The organism is Qipengyuania sp., assembly GCF_964227205.1.
In the GTDB taxonomy this organism is placed as follows: Bacteria; Pseudomonadota; Alphaproteobacteria; order Sphingomonadales; family Sphingomonadaceae; genus Qipengyuania.
This window is the reverse complement of the sequence record NZ_CAXQVB010000002.1, coordinates 1-16,688: the sequence shown is the minus strand read 5'-3', so window position 1 is coordinate 16,688 and position 16,688 is coordinate 1. Positions and strand designations below refer to the sequence as shown.

The window sequence follows — 16,688 nt, the reverse complement described above, 5'->3', positions numbered from 1 at the left end:
ACCGCCTTCGTAAACACCCCCTTAGCAATTCCACCATAGGGCCGCCGCGTGACCTGGCAACGCATCCTTGCGGTCCTTTCGGGGCCCGACGTTCCCGCGCATCTGCGCGAGGACTTCACCCTGCTGACCGCCGACCACATGCGCGGCCAGGCGCGGCTCTTGTTCCTCGGTTTCATCCTCAGCCTGCCGATGGTGGTCTATGGCGCAAGCCAAGGCGCCGGCGCGGTCGTCGCCTACGGGCTGCCGCTGGCCGTTTTCGTGCTGTCGGCCACCGGCCTGATCGTACTGTCGCGTCCGCGCGCGCAGGCACCGGATGGCGAGGAAGCACGGCGGATCATCGACACGGTGTGGAAGCTGTGCCTGCTCAATGCCGCAGTGGGCAGCCTCTGGTGCATTGCCAGCTGGGCCAGTGCGCCGCTCGAAACCCGGATCTACTACCCCGCGATCATGTCGATCGGGGGGCTCGTGCTCGGCTATTGCCTGATGGCCGAACGCAGCGTCGGAATGACCGTGGTGGTCGTGACCATGGGGCCGCCGGTCACCGTCCTGGCGAGCACGGGCGCGCCGATGGATCAGGTGCTGGCCGTGGCCATGGCGATCGGCGCAGGGTTCCAGCTGACCATGATGGTGCGCCACCAGCGCCTGCTGCTGAGCCTGGTCGAGGAACGCCATCGATCGGCCGAACTGGCGCGGCGCGATCCGCTGACCGGGCTGGCCAACCGGCGGGCGCTGATCGAGCGCTTCGAGGATTTCGCCGCGCGGCGCATGCCGGTGCGGCTGATGGTGGTCGACATCGACCGCTTCAAGGCAATCAACGACCGCTTCGGTCACGACATGGGCGACCGGGTGCTGCGCACGCTCGCCGCCCTGCTCGGCAGCCATGCGCGCGGCGAGATCTGCGCGGCGCGGATCGGGGGCGAGGAATTCGGCCTGCTCGGCAGCGCCGAGGCGCTCGATCCCGCCATCGCGCTGCAGCTGCTGCAAGAAATCGGCGGCGCGACCATGCCGCATGGCGAACGGATCACTGCCAGTATCGGCGTGGCCGACGCCGCGGTGACCGATCCCGACGATTGGACCCCGCTCTACGCCAAGGCCGACCGTGCGCTCTACAGCGCGAAAAACGACGGTCGCAACCGCGTCGTCGCTTGCGATCTGCCGCAGTCGCCCCCCATTTCCGACGAGCGGGAAGCCCTGGTCTCGCACGGCTGAAGCTAACCCGGGGCACGCCGTTCCGCGGCGTTTTGCTGCTGACCCGGGTCGCCGGTCGACAAAACGGCATCGGACTGCTAGATGGTTAACGCTTCATGATTGCGAAGCCTCCGATCCGAGAGGCCGCAGTTCGGGCGTTCATGAACATCGTAGAGACCGGGCTCAGCCGGTCTTCGGTCGCGTCGACCCAATAGGTTTCGCCCCGCGCGAAGCCGGATGTTCAGATGGAGAGAGACATCATGAAAAAGCTGATCTTTGCCGCAACCGCGGCTGCGCTGGTCATGCCGAGCGCCGCCCTGGCCACCCACCCGCTGGGCGCAGGACCGGGCGGCCAGGTGAACCAGGCAAACCCCGACGGTTTCAAGAACCGCGGCCAGTGCCAGTCGGCCCTCAGCGCCGAAATCAATCGCCAGCGCAAGAATCCCGAGGAACGCGTTGCGTCTCGCCAGGACCAGAAGGCTTCGGACTTCCAGCGCGACATGCTGGACCGGTTCGAATGCCGGTCGGAGGATGACGGCCCCTATCGCGTCTATCTGCGCTAAGCGGCGCTGGTGAAACAGGGCCCGCGCGGAGCTATCCGTGCGGGCCCTTTTCTATCGGCTAGAAGAGCTTGCGGATGCGCAATCGGATCGACCGGCCCTCGGGGTCGAGGTAGGCAGGCAGCAAAGCGCGCGGGGTCGCGCCGCTCGCATCGCGCACGCTGCGCCTGGCATTGAAAAGATTGTCGACCTCGAAACTGATCCGCAGCCCCTCGGCCCAGCGATAGCGCGGTTCGGGCGGCAAGCGCTCGCCAAGGTCGACGAAGGCCTTGAGGCCGATTTTTGCCAGCGACGGATAACGCAACGGGCCGCGCGTGCCATTTGCCTGGGGCGCGTCACGCACCGTGCTGCCACTTTCCCATTGCAGCTCGGCCCCGAAACCCAGCCCGCTGCGGCGAAAGTTCGCGTCGGCGCTCACCCGGTGGCGGGGATTGGCCCCCGCGCTTCCGTCGAGATAGTCGATCGTCGGCGAGCCGGCGAAGGTCCGCAAACGGTCGCGCAGCGCAAGCGTATGCGAGACACCCACCAACACGGCCCCGCCTCCGCGCAGCCGATCGAACCGGCGCGAAACGGCATCCACCGGATCGTCGTCGGTGGAAGGCGGCAGGTAGGTGCGCGAGAAGTTGAGCGACCAGACCAGGCTGTCGCGGCCGCGGCGGTAAAAATTGACCGGACGGGTATCGATGCGCAGCAACGACCCCGCATCGTCGCGCAGGAAGCGCCCGGGATAGGCTGCCGCGAACTCCTCGCTCGGAATTCCGACCTGCCCCACCGCATCGCTCGCGCGCGACCGCCTGTAGCTGGCCTCGAAACGCAAATCGGGGAGCAGGAGCGGGGTGATCGAGAGCGTTGCCGCAAACCGTCGCTCTACCGAGGGCGCGAGCAACGGATTGCCGCCTTCGAGCCGTTCGACATCCACGGTCTGCCCGGTGACGAAGTCGTAGACGCGGACATTGGGAATGATCTCCAGCGGCGCGGCGAGGTCGTTCACGCCGGGTGCGCTCTCCGCGCGCGACCACAACGCCCGCAGCCGCACGGGGCGGGCCGGTCGCCAGGTGAATCCTGCCGAGAAGCTTTCGATCGCTGCGAAATCCGACGGGTCGAAGAACCCGTAGCGCACTTCGCCAACAAGGCTGCCCACACCGGGATCGAGCTCTCCGCCAAGCAGCGGCAGGTTGAGGCCGAGTTCGGCGCCGATCGTTTTTCGCTCGGCGCTAAGGGCTGCGGCGCCGGCCAGGCTGCTCGTACCCTCGGTCCGCTCATAGCCGGCGGTCAGGGCGACATCGGCATAGATCGCGCCCGCCGGTAGCGATGCGAGATCGCCGCTCAAAACCACTTCGGCTTCGGCCAATGTCGTTCTGTCACGGGCGGCTTCCCGCGCGATCGAGCCACCCTCGACACGATCGAAGCGGCTACGGTCGGCGAAATGGTCGAATGCGGCCCGGCCGAACCAGCTCCATTTTCCCAGCGTCCCGCTCGCGCTCGCGGCCAGGCTGAGCGATCGGCTGCGCAGCGATTGCTCAAGCGCAACCGGATCGTTCGGCGGCCCCGCCCTGCCTGCCCGGCTGCTGGACCTTCGCGCATCGAGCGTTGCGGCGAGGTCGAACGACACCCCGCCCCCGGTTTCCATGGCCCAACTGGCACCGAGCCGGGCGCGCTCGCTTTGCGAGAGCAAGGTCCGGAATTGCCCCTCGCCGCGCGGGATCGACCGCTGCGACTCGTCAAGACCGTCGCGCCGCTCGAAATATCCCGACAGGCTCCAGCGCCGCGTCGATGCCACCCGCGCATAGCCGAGATCGCCGCGATTGAGCCCCCTTCCGCCGTCTGTCGCCGCACCGAGGCGGCCCTCCGCGGTTACCGCGCCGAACCGGTCGCGCAGGATCAGGTTGAGCACCTTGCGATCGCCCGGAAAGCCATAGTGCCGGGCAAGTTCCTCGGGGAGGATCTCGATCCGCCGCACTGCCTCGGGCGGGAAGGCATCGATGCTTGCCAGACTCGCGACGCGCTGGCCGTTGACCAGCACCAGCGGCGAATTCCCCGCCGCGCCGGAAAGCAATTCCAGCAGTTCGCCGATCGTCGACGCCGCGAGTGCCGCGATCTGGCTTTCGTCGATTTCGACAAGCGGCGGTACGTCGGTTGCCACCGCTCCACGCAGGTCCCGCCCGGTGACGACGATCGCTCGGCCATCGCCCGCGTCCGCCGGCTGGTCGCCTTCCGCCCTCGCGGCGGAGGTCGTTTCGGCAGCGGCAGCCAATCCCGGCATGAGAAGGCCAAGGCAAAGGCAAAGGAGGAGACTCGGCCAGCGCACGGCCACAGAGTGCCCTCGCGCGGCGCCGGAATCACCCCTGCGCGCGATGATTCATGCGACCGTCCCGTCGGGGGATGGATCGAGGCACGGCAATTACCCGGGCGCCAACCTCGACACGGTCTTACAAAAGCCGGTCAAGAATTTGTAGTTTCAAGGAAACTCAGCTCGGGCGGACCCCGGCGGCGTGGTCCTGCACCAGCTCGTAGGCCTTGTCGTACCATTCGCTGCCCGGATAATTGGCCCCCAGTACCGAAGCATATTTGACCGCTTCGTCGGGAATGCCGAGCGCGAGACTGGTCTCGGTCAGGCGATAGAGCGCCTCGGGCGCGTGGCTGGTGGTCTGGTAGTTGTCGATCACGTTCTGGAAGCGGATTTGCGCCGCGATCCACTTGCCCGCGCGTTCGTAGTGGCGACCGATCTCCATTTCCTTGCCCGCGAGATGGTCGCGGACGAGGTCGATCTTCAGCCGCGCATCGGCGGCATAGTCGGTATTGGGATAGCGGCGATTGATCTCCTGCAGCGCGGTAAGCGCCTGGTCGGTGATCTTCTGGTCGCGCTGCACGTCGCTGATCTGCTCGTAATAGCTCAGCGCGATCAGGTAGAAGGCGTAAGGCGCGTCCTTGTTGCCCGGATGGATCTGCAGGAACCGCTGCGCCGCCTGGATCGCCTTGTTGTAATCCTTGGCGACGTAATAGCTGAACGAGCTCATCAGCTGAGCGCGGCGCGCCCAGGGCGAATAGGGATGCTGACGCTCGACCTCGTCGAACAGCGCTGCCGCCAGCTGGGCCTGGCCATTGTCGAGCCGGCGCTTGGCCTCCCAATAGAGCGTTTCCACGTCGCGCGCGACATAGGCGGTGTCCTTGGGCCCGCTGGTGCGACCGGCACAGCCGGCGGTGAGGAGGCTCGCACCGGCAAGCGCGGCGCCGAAGATCAGCTTGGTGCTGGAGCGGGTCTGGGTCGTCATGGGAAGCAGCCTATAGCCAGCGACCCGATGAACGCCAAGTGAAGTTCGCGCGCCTGTCCCCCGCGCTGCGGGCAATACGGGCGTTAAGTCGGATTTAACCCTGTCCTTGCGCTCGGTCTTAACCCTGGCGGTGCGATGATCCAGCTCAAGTGAGGCAAATCAAACCCCTGGGGATCGACATGAAACAGCTGAAAAAATTCTGGAACGACGAAAGCGGTGCGACCGCGATCGAATATGGCCTGATCGCCGCGCTCATCGCGGTGGCGGCGATCACCGCGCTGCAATCGCTCGGCAACGAGCTTTCGACGACCTTCAACAAGGTCTCGACGACGATGAGCGCGGGCAACGTCTGATCCCCGCGTGGAAATGCCGGGCCGTCAGTTCGGCCCGGCGATTTCCTCGGGCGCGTCCCACAACAGGTGGCGCGTCTCGAGCATGACCAGATTGGCGCTGCGGATCACTTCGCCCTTGGTGCGATAGCCGAGCAGCTGTTCGGCTTCGGTATCGGGGTTGCTGGTCAGCACGCGCAATTCCTCCGAGGTGAAGTCGCTGAGCCCGCGGGCGCGTTCGACCCCCTCGCTGTCGTAGACGTGGAGCACGTCTCCGCGCGTAAAATCCCCGGTCATCGACAGCACGTCCTCGCGCCGGATCGGCCGATCGCCGCTCAGCTCGGCCGCCGTCGGATCGGAAATCACGATACTGCCCGCCATCTGCAGGCGATTGGCGATCCAGCTGTCCCACCCCGATAGCGGGTTGGGATGCGGCAGGATCTTGGTCGCGCGGCGCGTCCCCGACAGCACGCTCGACACCGGTCGGTCGGCATCGCCCTGCGCGATCCAGGTGGTGACCCCGGCTTCCTGCGCCATGTTCGCGGCGAGCAGCTTGGTCTCCATGCCCCCGGTTCCCAGCGTGCTCTTGCCGCGCGTGGCTTCCATATAGGGCGCGACATCCTCGACCTCGGGAATGAATTGCGCACCCGGCTCGTCGGGATTGCGGTCGTAGAGCCCGTCGACCCCGGTCAGGATGACGAAATCATCCGCCCCCACCATCTGCGCCACCTTGGCCGCGAGCCGGTCGTTGTCGCCGACGCGGATTTCCTCGGTGGTGATGGTGTCGTTCTCGTTGACGATCGGCATCACCCCCGCCTCGAGCAGCCGGTGCACCGTGTTGCGCGTGTTGAGGAAGCGGCGATGATCCTCGAAATCGCCGAGCGTCAGCAGCACCTGCGCGATCTCGAAGCCGAATTCGTGGCCGACCTGCTTGTAGGCATTGAGCAGCAGCGGCATGCCGCAGGCGGCCGCCGCCTGCTTGTCGGAAACCCCGGCGCTTTCGGGCGTTTCACCGATGATCCGCAGCCCGAGGGCGACCGAGCCGGACGAGCACAGGATGACATCGGTGCCTTCCGAGCGCAGCTGGGCAATATCCTCGAGCAGGCGCTGGAGGAAACCATAGCGCGGCGTGAGGAGTTCAAGGTTGGCAAGGAGGGCCGAACCGATTTTGACGACGATGTTTCGCTTCTTTGTCATGCTATCCCAAAATTGCGTGGGCTTGAAATTTCCGTACCGCAATATAGATAGTGATTGTGCAGCGCACAACCACATTTTGGTGAATATCGGACCCGCGCCAAAAACACGAACACTTTTGAAGTTAAAGTGAATATTGCAGCGAATCGATATTCTATAGGCAAGTAAGTTGAAGAATTAAAAAGAGCCTCAAGGCTCGGAAACGGATTTTAGTCATTACCAAAACTGTCTGTATTGTCGGGTGCGGAAAAATGGGCTCCGCCTTGCTTTCGCAATGGGTCGAGGGGCCCGAGGCAATCACCGTGGTCGATCCAGCCGGCAGCGATGTGCCCGAAGGCGTGACGCTGGTGACCGATTGCGCCGAAATCGCCGACAGGACCTTCGATCTCATCGTCGCCGCGGTGAAGCCGCAGCTGATCGACGAGGTCATGCCCGACTATGCCGCCCATCTCGCGCCGGGGGGTTATGTCCTGTCGATCGCTGCGGGATATTCCGCCGCGCGCCTGTCGAAGGTGATGGGCGATGCCCCGGTCATCCGCACCATGCCCAACCTGCCCGCCGCCATCGGTCGCGGCGTCAGCGGCATCTGTCCCGGCCCGCACGCGACTGCCGCCCACACCACCCACGCCGAAAGCTTCATGCGCCGCGCGGGGTCGACGATCACCGTCGATAGCGAAGAGAAGCTCGACCGGGTCACCGCGGTCGCCGGCTCGGGTCCGGGCTACGTCTTCGAGATCGCGCGCGCCTATGCCGAGGCCGCAATGGCACAGGGTTTCGACGAGGACGAAGCGCGCGACATGGTGCTCGGCACCATCGGCGGCGCGATCGCCATGGCCAGCGAAGCCGGCGCGCCGAGCCTCGAGGAGCTGCGCAATTCGGTCACCAGCAAGGGCGGCACCACCGCCGCCGGCCTTGCCGCGCTCAACGGCGACGGTGGCCTTAGCACCCGTCTGCATGATACATTGCAGGCAGCCTATGAACGGGCGGTCGAGCTGCGCTGAACCACGGCGCCTCCCGTCCCCGACAAACGAATACGAGAGAGAGCATGAACGACCAGACACTCGACCCGCAAATCCATATCCACGACCTCGGCCAGCGCGCCCGCACGGCGGCGCGCGGGCTGCTGTCGGCCACCACCGAGGCGAAGAACACCGCGCTGCGTGAAGCCGCCAAGGCGCTGCGCAGCCGCATGGGCGAGCTGCTCGAGGCCAATGCCGAGGACGTCGAAAGCGTGGCGGGCAAGAAGCCCGAGAGCTTCATCGACCGCCTGCGCCTGACCGAGGATCGCGTCGAAGCCATGGCCGGCGCACTCGAGGAAATCGCCGAACTGCCCGATCCCGTGGGCCGCCAGCTCGCCAGTTTCGAGCGCCCCAACGGCCTCACCATCGAACGCGTCGCCGTGCCCATCGGCGTGATCGGGATGATCTATGAATCGCGGCCCAATGTCGGCGCCGACGCCAGCGCGCTGTGCCTCAAGTCGGGCAATGCGGTGATCCTGCGCGGCGGCAGCGAGAGCCGCCATTCGACCCGCGTGATCGTGGAATGCATGCGCGCGGGGCTCAAGGCCGCAGGCCTGCCCGAGGATGCCGTGCAGACCGTCGGCACGACCGACCGCAACGCCGTCGCCGCGCTGCTCAAGGCCGATGAATTCGTCGACCTCGTGATCCCGCGCGGCGGGCGCGGGCTGGTCGAACTGGTACGCGACCAGGCAAGCGTCCCCACCCTCCTCCACCTCGATGGCAATTGCCACAGCTACGTCCACAGTGCGGCGGACGTCGACAAGGCGGTGCGGGTCATCCGCAATGCCAAGCTACGCCGGACGGGTGTGTGCGGGGCAACCGAGAGCGTCGTGGTCGATCGCGCGGTGGCCGAGGCCTTCATCCCCAAGTTTGCCGACGTCATGGAAGGCGATTGCGAATTGCGCGGCGATGAAGAGGCGGTCGCCATCGATGGCCGCCTCAAGCAGGCCAGCGAGGAAGACTGGAGCACCGAATATCTCGATCCCATCGCCAGCGTGAAGGTGGTCGACGGACTCGACGAAGGCATTGCCTGGGTCGAGGAGCATTCGAGCCACCACACCGACGCGATCATCACCGAAGACGACGACGCCGCGCGCAAGTTCATGACCTCGATCGACAGCGCCATCGTCATGCACAATGCCAGCACCCAGTTTGCCGATGGCGGCGAATTCGGGATGGGTGCGGAAATCGGTATTGCGACGGGCAAGATGCACGCGCGTGGACCGGTCGGGCTCGAACAGCTGTGCAGCTTCAAATACCTCGTCCACGGCAACGGTCAGACGCGGCCGTAAGCTTCCGATTCGAAGGATGGCTGCACCCGGGGCCGGGTCAGCCAACCGCCATTCCGTCCCCGGGCGCTTCAGGCGCTTGCGGGGCGGATTGTTTCTGGCGGCAGGAAATTGCGGCGCGGACGGGGCGTCCTACTGGATCTCGCTGGCGGCCGCGGCCTGCGGATCGACCACCGCCTGCGGAACTTCGATATGCACCTCCTCGTACCGGTAGACGGGGATCGCGGGCTGCGATGACGCCGGCGCGGGGGCGAACCAGTCGGACGCAGCGGGGGCGCTCGCCTCCTGCGCTGCAACCGGCGTCGCCTCGGGCTGCGTTGCGGCCCCGGCCACCTGCCCTGTCTCGCCGCCCGAAGGGCGATCGGCAAGCTGCGACACCATGCCGCCTTCGCCCATCGTGAGAGCCACGATCAGCAGGACGGTGGCGGCGATGATCAGGGCGGTTGTCTTGCTCATTGTCCGATACCTCCGGCGCCCGGCGGCGCGCTCCCTCGACTAGCAGGAATTGACGGTGAGGTTCTGCGTGTTGGAAATCGTCTGGTTGGTCCGCTCGCGCACGTTGAAGGCGCTTTCGTAGCGCAGGTCCAAACCATTGGTGACGATGCTCGGCAGGATCTGCGGGGTATAGCGATAGGAAACCTCGACGAACATGATCGCGGTCCCGTCGGCGGCCTTGATCTTGCTACCTGTCGGGCCGAGACCGGCGGCCAGCGTCGCGTCGTTGCTGCCGGTTCCCTGGGTGCCGTACCGGGGCGAGACCGCCAGCGAGCCATGGCAGCGCTGCCAGTTGATCGTCTGCCCCTCGCTACTGCCGGTCTGGCCGTTGGGCATGAGCGAAGAGAGGACGATCTTGCCGTTCTGTGCGAAGTCCGACGAGGAGCCCGCGACCAGATCGGCCCCCGCGAAGATCTCGTAGATATCGGATTCGTCGATGCTTTGCCGCACGCGGCCGGCATTGTCGGCAACCGAAATGGCGATCTGGCTGATGCGCATGTGCGCCATCACAAGGTTGATGATCTCTAGGCCCCCGAACAGCAGGGTGACGAAGATCGGCAGGGCGAAGGCGAATTCGGTCAGCGCGATTCCGCGCCGCGACCGCGCGATCCTGCGCAGCAGCCCGCGAACACCGAAGGTCGTGGACGGCATCATACGCATATCGTCGGTGGAACCTGCTGCGTGGAATAGGGCTGGTTGCGGACCGCGGCCGTGGCGTTGATCTCGTAATTGGATGTCGTGTTGATGAATTTGTGGATCGGAAACAGCCGCGGCATGCTCAGCTTGACCGTGTAGAACACGACATCGTCGGCCCCGCCCACGCCCGAGCGCCCGGCGCTGGTGTCGAAAGCGCCGTTTCCGTTGAGGTCGACGAAGCAGTCGCCCGTGTCGTATTGGCCGTTGCCATTGTAATCGGTAACCAGCTTCTCGCTGCGCCCGACCGTGGAGAAATCGTAGAAGTTCTTGGTCGTGATCGTGTAGGTCGCATTGCGTGCGACGACGTTCGAGCGCGCCTTGATGGCGCACTGGATCTGCTCCTCGACCGTGGCGCCGGTGCAGTTGAGCTGCGGCCCTTCGAGCGAACCGGTGCGCGACACGTCGTTGAGCGCGCCCTGCACCACCGAGCGCAGATAGGCCTGGTAGCCGAGGTCGAGCCCACCGAAGAGGAACAGCAGCAGCGGCACCAGCACGAGCGCGAATTCGACAATCGCCGCGCCGCGCTCGTCGCGCCTCAGGAGCCGGGCCAGCCGGGTCATTGGGTCAACCTCAGCGCACCGATCTGGTTGCCGATCTGGCGGAATTTCGTGATCAGCGCATCGCGGTCGGCGACGGTGGACGCCTGGTTGGCGCTGCTCGCACAGCCGGTGAGATTGCTGTTGAGCGCGGTGTCGAAGCCGATCACCCAGACCGACGCACCGAGATTCTTGGTGGCGTTGCAGGCCATGCGGAAGCGCTGCTCGTGCCGCGCAAGCTGGTTCGAACAGCTGCCCGAGCCGGTCACGCGCATGTCGTTCTGCTCGACGCCATAGGCGGTATAGACATTGCAGTAGGAGGTCTGCTGGCCGTCGGTCATGAAGATGACGTGGCGGTTGCAGGGCATCGAATTGTAATATTCGCAGCCGTCGCCGAACGCGCCGCCGGTCGAAACCAGCCGCGCACCCCAGATCATGCCGATGTCGTGATAAGTGCCGCCGACGGTCTGCAGCCCGGCGAGATAGGTTTGCAGCGCGGTCTTGTCCCACACTGAGAGGCGGCGCGCCTCGGTCGGACAGGCCCAGTAGCCGGAGCTGTAACTGTAGTTCTTGATCCAGCCGCTGGTGCTGGTCGAACCGGAAATCGTCTGCGAAGTCGACCCGGCGCTACGCGTATAGATCAGGTCGGGCACCATCGGCCGCCAGCGCGTCGCATCGCTGCTCGGGATCAGGTCGATGTCGAGATCCTTGGCGTCCGAGGGGATCGTCATGCTCGTGCCGCCATCGATCGAGGTGGTGGTGTCGCGCTCCTCGATACAGCCGTTCCAGGTCGCGGTCGAAGTGCTCGCCCCGGTGGCACTCGCAGCGAGCTGGCGGAGATTGAAGGTCCCGCCGGGCGAAGGCACCGTTCCCGCGCCGCTGGTGGCATAGGTCAGCGAGCCGCTCGGCGTGATGTAGTTGGAAACATCATAGCCAACCTGCCGGTAGGTCCAGCTGCTGAAGGAATAGTCCGTGCGATAGGTAGTGGTTTCGACGATCTTCCAGCGGCGGCAGCTGCGCTGCGAGCCCGAGCTATCAGGCGCGCCGCTCCAGCCCCAGTCTTGCGACTGGTTGTAATTCTTGCTCGAGGAGGTTCCCTGGTATTTGGTGACGGTGGTCGCCGTGGGCGCCGGGCCGCCTCCATTGACGTCGGACGAACCGACCCAGGTCTCGCACTCGCTATTGGACAACTTGGAACTGGTCGGCGAGGAAGAGCCGGCCCCCGAGCTGCCGTTGTAATATTCCCAAGCGCCCGATTGCGTCGAGCTGTTGGCCACGTAGACCGGTGTATTGAAATTCGCCACGCGCGAGGGAACGGTGACGTTCGTGCGGATGTAGCTCGCATTCTTGGCGTAGAGCAGCCGTCCGACATTGACCGTGCTCGAATAGGGCACGATGCCGTAGCGCAGCCGCAGCCCCTGCGATTCCAGCTGCGTCTGCACCGGCTTGAGCTCGTCGTAGAGCGCCACCACCGCATCCCTCAGCGCATCGATCTTGGGCGCCCCGTCGATGTTGCTCGCCATCGATCCGGTCACGTCGAGCACCAGCACGATGTCGGTGTTGACGAAGTTTAGCGAGGCGTCGCAGGTCACCGCCACCGGCAGCGAGCCGAAACCGAACAGCTTCATCACCACCGTCGGGATGGAGGTGTCGGCGGCCACGCGGATGACCCCGGACGAGGGCCTGGTCACCGTCGGGGTGAAGCTCGCCGTGCCGTAGATGCCCTGCGGGAAGTTGAAGCCGAAGAACTCCTTACCGGTGTTCTCGACGTCGCTGGTCAACGTATCGTTCTTGAGCACGCGGCGCGCGGCGAGCGCGGCGGAATCGCAGGCGCTCTGCATCTTGCTCTTGGCCATATAGGCGCGGCTGAGGTCGATCCCGCTGCCGATCATGATGGTGAGCGGCACCAGCGCCGCGCCGACGATCACCAGCACGTTGCCCCTGTTGTCGCGCAAAAGTCTTGCAAGCAGACGCCGGAAAAATGCCATCGGTCCCCAATCTCGATACCCGCGGGGCCTTGCCCCGGTCCACGACGCAAAACCCCATTCCCCCGCTATGCCCACGGGGTTAAGATTTGGTTAGGAGCGGTGCTTTCCTACTCGGCGGTTTTCTGGTTCAAGCTGGCAAATGACCCGCAAGGCCGACCCGCGCGAGACCCGCCTGCCCGTGCCCCGGGGCGAGCTGCCCGCCTTCGACCCCGTCCCGCGCAAATGCGCGCGCCACGACGGCTGGACCGCGCGCCGCCAGCGCCGCTTCATCGAGGCGCTGGCCGACAGCGGCAGCGTCGAATCCGCCTGCCGCACGGTCAACATGAGCACGGTCGGCGCCTATCAGCTGCGCCGCCAGCCGGGCGCCGAGAGCTTCCGCGCCGCCTGGGAGGCCGCGCTCGACCTCGGCGTCCAGCGGATCGAGGATGCGGCGATGGATCGCGCGCTCAACGGCACCGAGGAGACGATCCACTACCACGGCGAGCATGTCGCCACCCGCCGCCGCTACAACGAGCGGCTGGTGATGTTCATCCTCCGCAACCGCGCCGCCGACCGCTTCGGCGAACACGGCGCCAAGGGCCCCGACGCGATCGGCAAAATGGAGCTCGAGCGGCTGCGCAAGAAATGGCGCAAACAGTGGGAGCGCGAATGGGGCGCCGAGCAGCTGAAACGCGAATGCGAGACCATGGCCTCGATCAATGCCAAGATCGACATGGTCCGCGCCAAGGAGGCGGGCCTCGAAAGCCCCCGCGTGCGCGCCGCGCGCGAGGCGCTGGAAGAAGCGATCGCCGCCGACCGCGCCGAGCGCTACGACCCCTATCGCGATCCCGGCCACGAACTCTATCGCGGCAACCGCGCGGAGGCGGAGCGCGAGTACGATTTCGGGATCGTGCGGGAGCGCGAGGAGGACGAGGCGGCGGAGGGCGATGGCGACGTGCCGCCCGAAGACCAGGCGGCTGCGCCCGGCGTCCCGCGGCTACGATCGCTCAGGGATGGGGGATGGGATTGAATTCCGGCTTTGCCCCGATTTCGGCCTGTTCGTGATCCCCCGAATAGTCGATTTGAGACCGAACCGTGAGAGCCGTTTCAGGCTATCTCTCGATCGCCGTCGCCGAAGCGCGCGTTCGCGATCTCATCGACGCCAAGAGCCGGGCTGAACAGGAAGCCCTGGCCGAAGAAACATCCGAGTTCTATCAGCATTTTTCGCTGCTCTTCTGTTTCTATGCCCTCGGCAATCACTTCAATTCCCAGATTCCGCGCCATTACGACCATTGCCTGGACGATCAGGCGGGTCTGATCGTCCGAACAGATTTTTGCGACAAAGCTTGAGTCGATTTTCACGCGATCGATCGGAAAATCGCGCAAGTGCGAGAGCGATGAATACCCTGTTCCGAAGTCGTCGAGCGCGATGCGGAGGCCCGTTCGCCGCAGATCCGTCAGCAAGTCGCGGATGAAGACACTGTCACCGACCAGAAGCATCGTTTCGGTGATTTCCAGCGTAATGCATCGCGGATTCATTTCCGCCTTTTCAAGCACCGATATGAGCCGGTCGGAAAAGTCTCTGCTAAGAAGGTCCGCTTCCGTTACGTTGATACTTACATATCGGAGATCTTTCTGGGACGAAGTAATTTCGGAGAAATCATCGCAAATCAATTCTGCCATTCTCTCGTTGATCTCGCGCGAAACGACAGGATCGAGCAACGCGGGCAAAACCTGCGAGGCCGTGATCAACCGCCGCTCTTCCGTCCTCAACCGCATCAGCGCCTCGAGGGCGACGAGCGAATTATCCGCGAGATTGACGATGGGCTGATATGCAGCCTCGATGCGACCGTCTGCGAGCGCAGCGCGAACGATTGCCATCGCATTGCGCCTGTTATCATTGGGTATTTCGAGCGCGGTCTTGTAGAAATGCACGCGCCCCGGCTCTCTCGCCTTCCCGTAGTAGAGGGCAAGGTCGGCGCGACGCATCAGTTCAGAGACGTCATTTGCCGATCCCAGCTCATCCATCCGTGCGATCCCGCAGGTGGCGCTGACCCCGACCACATTGCCCGAAAAGTCCACTTGGCGTTGAACCGTATCGGTCAACGATTCCGCCAGCGCATGCACGCCATCCCGAGACATTCCCTCAGGGGCAATGACCGCAAACTCATCGCCGCCCCACCGGGCTGCAACACTGTCGGACGGGATGGCCTGAAGGATGCGATCGCTGATTTCCTTGAGCACGACGTCACCGGCAACGTGACCGAAGGTGTCATTGATGTGCTTGAAGCCGTCGAGGTCAAACATAAGAACACAGGAATCACGCCCGGTTTCGCGGAACCGCTCGAGCCGCCTGCGAAGGATTCGATCGAAAGCGTTTCGATTGTAAAGGTCGGTCAGACAATCGAAATCCGCCGCGCGCTCCAGTGCAAGACGCGCTTGATAAGCTTCGGTTATGTCGCGGAAGATGCCGACCAGCTTGGGCGATCCCTCGTTGTCCCCTGAAAGGTACTCTCCAACGACATGAACCCGTTTGCGCTGGCCATCGGCTGCGATGAAGTCGGCCTCGATGTTGGCTGCGATCCTGTCTTCCAACAAGGACCCCAGCGCAGTCTGGATTGTCGGCTGATCGGCTGGATCGTACATCGCAATGGCGGCCTCGAGCGTGACCGGCTCGCCTGGCTCCAGCCCGGCAATAGCGTATGTTTCGTCCGACCAGGACAGCAGGTTCGCCTCGATATCGAACTCCCACGACCCCACTCCCGCCAGCTTCTCCGCCTGCCGGAACAAGCGGTTCGCCTTGCGCAGGGCAAGATGGGACTCCTGGAGCGCCTCGCGCGCCGCGACCTCCTCGTCGATGTTCCGCAGCTCGATGATCGTTCCGATCTTCGCACCTTCGAGATCGGTCATCGACGAGGCGGTGAAGCTGACGTTGTAGAAAGATCCATCGGGGCGGATGAAGACCTCTTCGCCCTGCGCCTGGTCGCCCTGTTCGAGCGCGTGATTGATCGCACACTCTTCGGCCGGATAGGGCGTGCCGTCGGGGCGGGTATGGTGAAGAAGGTCGTGAAAGGACTGGTCGCCGATCTCCTCTCTTGTGTAGCCGATAAGCTCCTCCGCCGCCTTGTTCATGAAGAGGCAGCGTTGCTGGAGGTCGATCATGAAGATCGCCATCACCGTATTGTTCAGGATGGCGTCGAGCTGGGCTGAGGTCCGAGCCAGTTCGCGGCGCACCGCGCAGGCCTCGCTGATGTCCCGTATCGACGCATAGAAGACGGGCTCATCCTGGCTTTCGAGCAGTTGCAGACGCACGCTGACAGGGTATTCGGTGCCATCCTTGCGCCGGTGCACCGTCTCGAATTCGAGATTTGACACTTCCCGATCGATCAGTGGCCTGACGTGCTGCCTGAACCGGGGTTCGGGAAACTCGGGCTTGAGATCCCACGGGCGAAGCTTGGCCAGTTCTTCGGTGGTGTAGCCAAGATTGGTCCGCGCGCCCTTGTTGACCAACAGAAATCGGAAATCGTCCGGCGCGAACACATAGACTTCCGAAGCACCCTTCTCGACAATCTGGCCGAGGCGAGCGGCAGTCATCTTGGATGATGATGGCATATCTAATTGCGCCCCCGATCATTCGGCCTGTCTTCCACCCCGCGACAAGGTTGGCGGGGTATGAAGTCACTAACGGGAAATGGTTGAAGAACCCTATGGTTTCCAGAAAGAAGTGTCACGTATAGTTCGATACCCTCGCGAGAGGTGGCCTAAAGGAACCCCCTGCGACAGCTGGCATGAAGCCTGCGCTCCCCCCTATCGCGATCCCGGCCACGAACGCTGTCGCGGCGAGCGCGCGGGGCGGAGCGCGAGTATGATTTCGGGATCGTGCGGGTGCGCGAGGAGATGGACGAGGCGGCGGAGGGTGATGGCGATGCAGCGAGCGAGGACCAGACGCCCACGCCCGGCGTACCGCGCTTGCGGTCGCTCAGGGATGGGGGATGGGATTAGCCCCAACTCCTCTCCCCTTGCGGGAGAGGAGGGAGCGCCACAGGCGCGGAAGGAGAGGGGGCGAGCACCAGACCGCCGCAACGCGGCGGCGCCGTCTCCCCTCCCCGCTCCCGCGAGGGTAGTGGGGGTCTGTGCGTGTCG

Annotated in this window: 14 protein-coding genes; 6 read left to right on the top strand and 8 right to left on the bottom strand. The window is 64.6% G+C overall.

Annotated features, from left to right (window positions below):
• Positions 1–48: 48 nt before the first annotated feature.
• Together ACEQZ0_RS01990 and ACEQZ0_RS01985 are read left to right on the top strand one after the other, a co-directional pair.
• On the top strand, positions 49–1,209 hold the full coding sequence (locus ACEQZ0_RS01990; RefSeq protein ID WP_370187890.1) for a diguanylate cyclase: 1,161 nt from the start codon (positions 49–51) through the stop codon (positions 1,207–1,209).
• Between the two features lie 239 nt (positions 1,210–1,448).
• Complete coding sequence (locus tag ACEQZ0_RS01985) at positions 1,449–1,751, top strand: hypothetical protein (protein WP_370187888.1); 303 nt, start codon at positions 1,449–1,451, stop codon at positions 1,749–1,751.
• A 58-nt stretch (positions 1,752–1,809) separates the two neighbouring features.
• On the opposite strand, the gene ACEQZ0_RS01980 is transcribed toward ACEQZ0_RS01985, so the two are convergent.
• Entirely contained in the window at positions 1,810–4,002 is a 2,193-nt protein-coding gene (locus ACEQZ0_RS01980) for a TonB-dependent receptor domain-containing protein (RefSeq protein ID WP_370220993.1), read from the bottom strand.
• A gap of 214 nt (positions 4,003–4,216) precedes the next feature.
• The gene (locus ACEQZ0_RS01975; protein ID WP_370187885.1) at positions 4,217–5,020 is read right to left on the bottom strand and encodes an outer membrane protein assembly factor BamD; all 804 of its coding nucleotides are present in this window, start codon (positions 5,018–5,020) and stop codon (positions 4,217–4,219) included.
• A gap of 179 nt (positions 5,021–5,199) precedes the next feature.
• Here ACEQZ0_RS01975 and ACEQZ0_RS01970 point away from each other — a divergent pair, with 179 nt between their 5' ends.
• Positions 5,200–5,373 carry a Flp family type IVb pilin gene (locus tag ACEQZ0_RS01970; RefSeq protein WP_370187884.1) on the top strand — a complete coding sequence of 58 codons (174 nt, stop codon included), beginning with the start codon at positions 5,200–5,202 and terminating at the stop codon, positions 5,371–5,373.
• Positions 5,374–5,397: 24 nt separating this feature from the next.
• Here the strand turns inward: ACEQZ0_RS01970 and proB are convergent, their stop codons facing one another.
• The gene (proB, locus tag ACEQZ0_RS01965) at positions 5,398–6,546 is read right to left on the bottom strand and encodes a glutamate 5-kinase (protein WP_370187882.1); all 1,149 of its coding nucleotides are present in this window, start codon (positions 6,544–6,546) and stop codon (positions 5,398–5,400) included.
• Positions 6,547–6,719: 173 nt separating this feature from the next.
• Here proB and ACEQZ0_RS01960 point away from each other — a divergent pair, with 173 nt between their 5' ends.
• Entirely contained in the window at positions 6,720–7,544 is an 825-nt protein-coding gene (locus ACEQZ0_RS01960) for a pyrroline-5-carboxylate reductase family protein (RefSeq protein ID WP_370189894.1), read from the top strand.
• 44 nt (positions 7,545–7,588) lie between these two features.
• Positions 7,589–8,854 (top strand): glutamate-5-semialdehyde dehydrogenase, encoded by a 1,266-nt coding sequence (locus tag ACEQZ0_RS01955; protein ID WP_370187880.1) that lies wholly within the window; start codon positions 7,589–7,591, stop codon positions 8,852–8,854.
• A 129-nt stretch (positions 8,855–8,983) separates the two neighbouring features.
• On the opposite strand, the gene ACEQZ0_RS01950 is transcribed toward ACEQZ0_RS01955, so the two are convergent.
• The 4 genes from ACEQZ0_RS01950 to ACEQZ0_RS01935 are packed head-to-tail and all read right to left on the bottom strand — an operon-like array spanning position 8,984 to position 12,533.
• Positions 8,984–9,307 carry a hypothetical protein gene (locus ACEQZ0_RS01950; protein ID WP_370187878.1) on the bottom strand — a complete coding sequence of 108 codons (324 nt, stop codon included), beginning with the start codon at positions 9,305–9,307 and terminating at the stop codon, positions 8,984–8,986.
• A gap of 39 nt (positions 9,308–9,346) precedes the next feature.
• Positions 9,347–10,000, bottom strand: a complete 654-nt coding sequence (locus tag ACEQZ0_RS01945; RefSeq protein WP_370187876.1) for a TadE/TadG family type IV pilus assembly protein — start codon at positions 9,998–10,000, stop codon at positions 9,347–9,349.
• On the bottom strand, positions 9,997–10,602 hold the full coding sequence (locus tag ACEQZ0_RS01940; RefSeq protein WP_370187874.1) for a TadE/TadG family type IV pilus assembly protein: 606 nt from the start codon (positions 10,600–10,602) through the stop codon (positions 9,997–9,999). The genes ACEQZ0_RS01945 and ACEQZ0_RS01940 overlap by 4 nt, the downstream gene beginning before the upstream one ends.
• The gene (locus ACEQZ0_RS01935) at positions 10,599–12,533 is read right to left on the bottom strand and encodes a pilus assembly protein TadG-related protein (protein WP_370187872.1); all 1,935 of its coding nucleotides are present in this window, start codon (positions 12,531–12,533) and stop codon (positions 10,599–10,601) included. The genes ACEQZ0_RS01940 and ACEQZ0_RS01935 overlap by 4 nt, the downstream gene beginning before the upstream one ends.
• Before the next feature lie 172 nt (positions 12,534–12,705).
• Between ACEQZ0_RS01935 and ACEQZ0_RS01930 the strand changes: the two genes are divergently transcribed.
• Positions 12,706–13,575, top strand: coding sequence for a hypothetical protein (locus tag ACEQZ0_RS01930; RefSeq protein ID WP_370187871.1), 870 nt, complete (start codon positions 12,706–12,708; stop codon positions 13,573–13,575).
• 77 nt (positions 13,576–13,652) lie between these two features.
• On the opposite strand, the gene ACEQZ0_RS01925 is transcribed toward ACEQZ0_RS01930, so the two are convergent.
• Complete coding sequence (locus tag ACEQZ0_RS01925) at positions 13,653–16,139, bottom strand: EAL domain-containing protein (protein WP_370187869.1); 2,487 nt, start codon at positions 16,137–16,139, stop codon at positions 13,653–13,655.
• Positions 16,140–16,688: the final 549 nt, after the last annotated feature.

What these genes read in the sequence shown, in the direction of transcription:
- ACEQZ0_RS01925 (WP_370187869.1), bottom strand. Translation starts at nt 16,139, where the DNA reads ATGACTGCCGCTCGCCTCGGCCAGATTGTCGAGAAGGGTGCTTCGGAA.
- ACEQZ0_RS01950 (WP_370187878.1), bottom strand. Translation starts at nt 9,307, where the DNA reads ATGAGCAAGACAACCGCCCTGATCATCGCCGCCACCGTCCTGCTGATC.
- ACEQZ0_RS01955 (WP_370187880.1), top strand. Translation starts at nt 7,589, where the DNA reads ATGAACGACCAGACACTCGACCCGCAAATCCATATCCACGACCTCGGC.
- proB (WP_370187882.1), bottom strand. Translation starts at nt 6,546, where the DNA reads ATGACAAAGAAGCGAAACATCGTCGTCAAAATCGGTTCGGCCCTCCTT.
- ACEQZ0_RS01940 (WP_370187874.1), bottom strand. Translation starts at nt 10,602, where the DNA reads ATGACCCGGCTGGCCCGGCTCCTGAGGCGCGACGAGCGCGGCGCGGCG.
- ACEQZ0_RS01945 (WP_370187876.1), bottom strand. Translation starts at nt 10,000, where the DNA reads ATGATGCCGTCCACGACCTTCGGTGTTCGCGGGCTGCTGCGCAGGATC.
- ACEQZ0_RS01985 (WP_370187888.1), top strand. Translation starts at nt 1,449, where the DNA reads ATGAAAAAGCTGATCTTTGCCGCAACCGCGGCTGCGCTGGTCATGCCG.
- ACEQZ0_RS01970 (WP_370187884.1), top strand. Translation starts at nt 5,200, where the DNA reads ATGAAACAGCTGAAAAAATTCTGGAACGACGAAAGCGGTGCGACCGCG.
- ACEQZ0_RS01930 (WP_370187871.1), top strand. Translation starts at nt 12,706, where the DNA reads ATGACCCGCAAGGCCGACCCGCGCGAGACCCGCCTGCCCGTGCCCCGG.
- ACEQZ0_RS01975 (WP_370187885.1), bottom strand. Translation starts at nt 5,020, where the DNA reads ATGACGACCCAGACCCGCTCCAGCACCAAGCTGATCTTCGGCGCCGCG.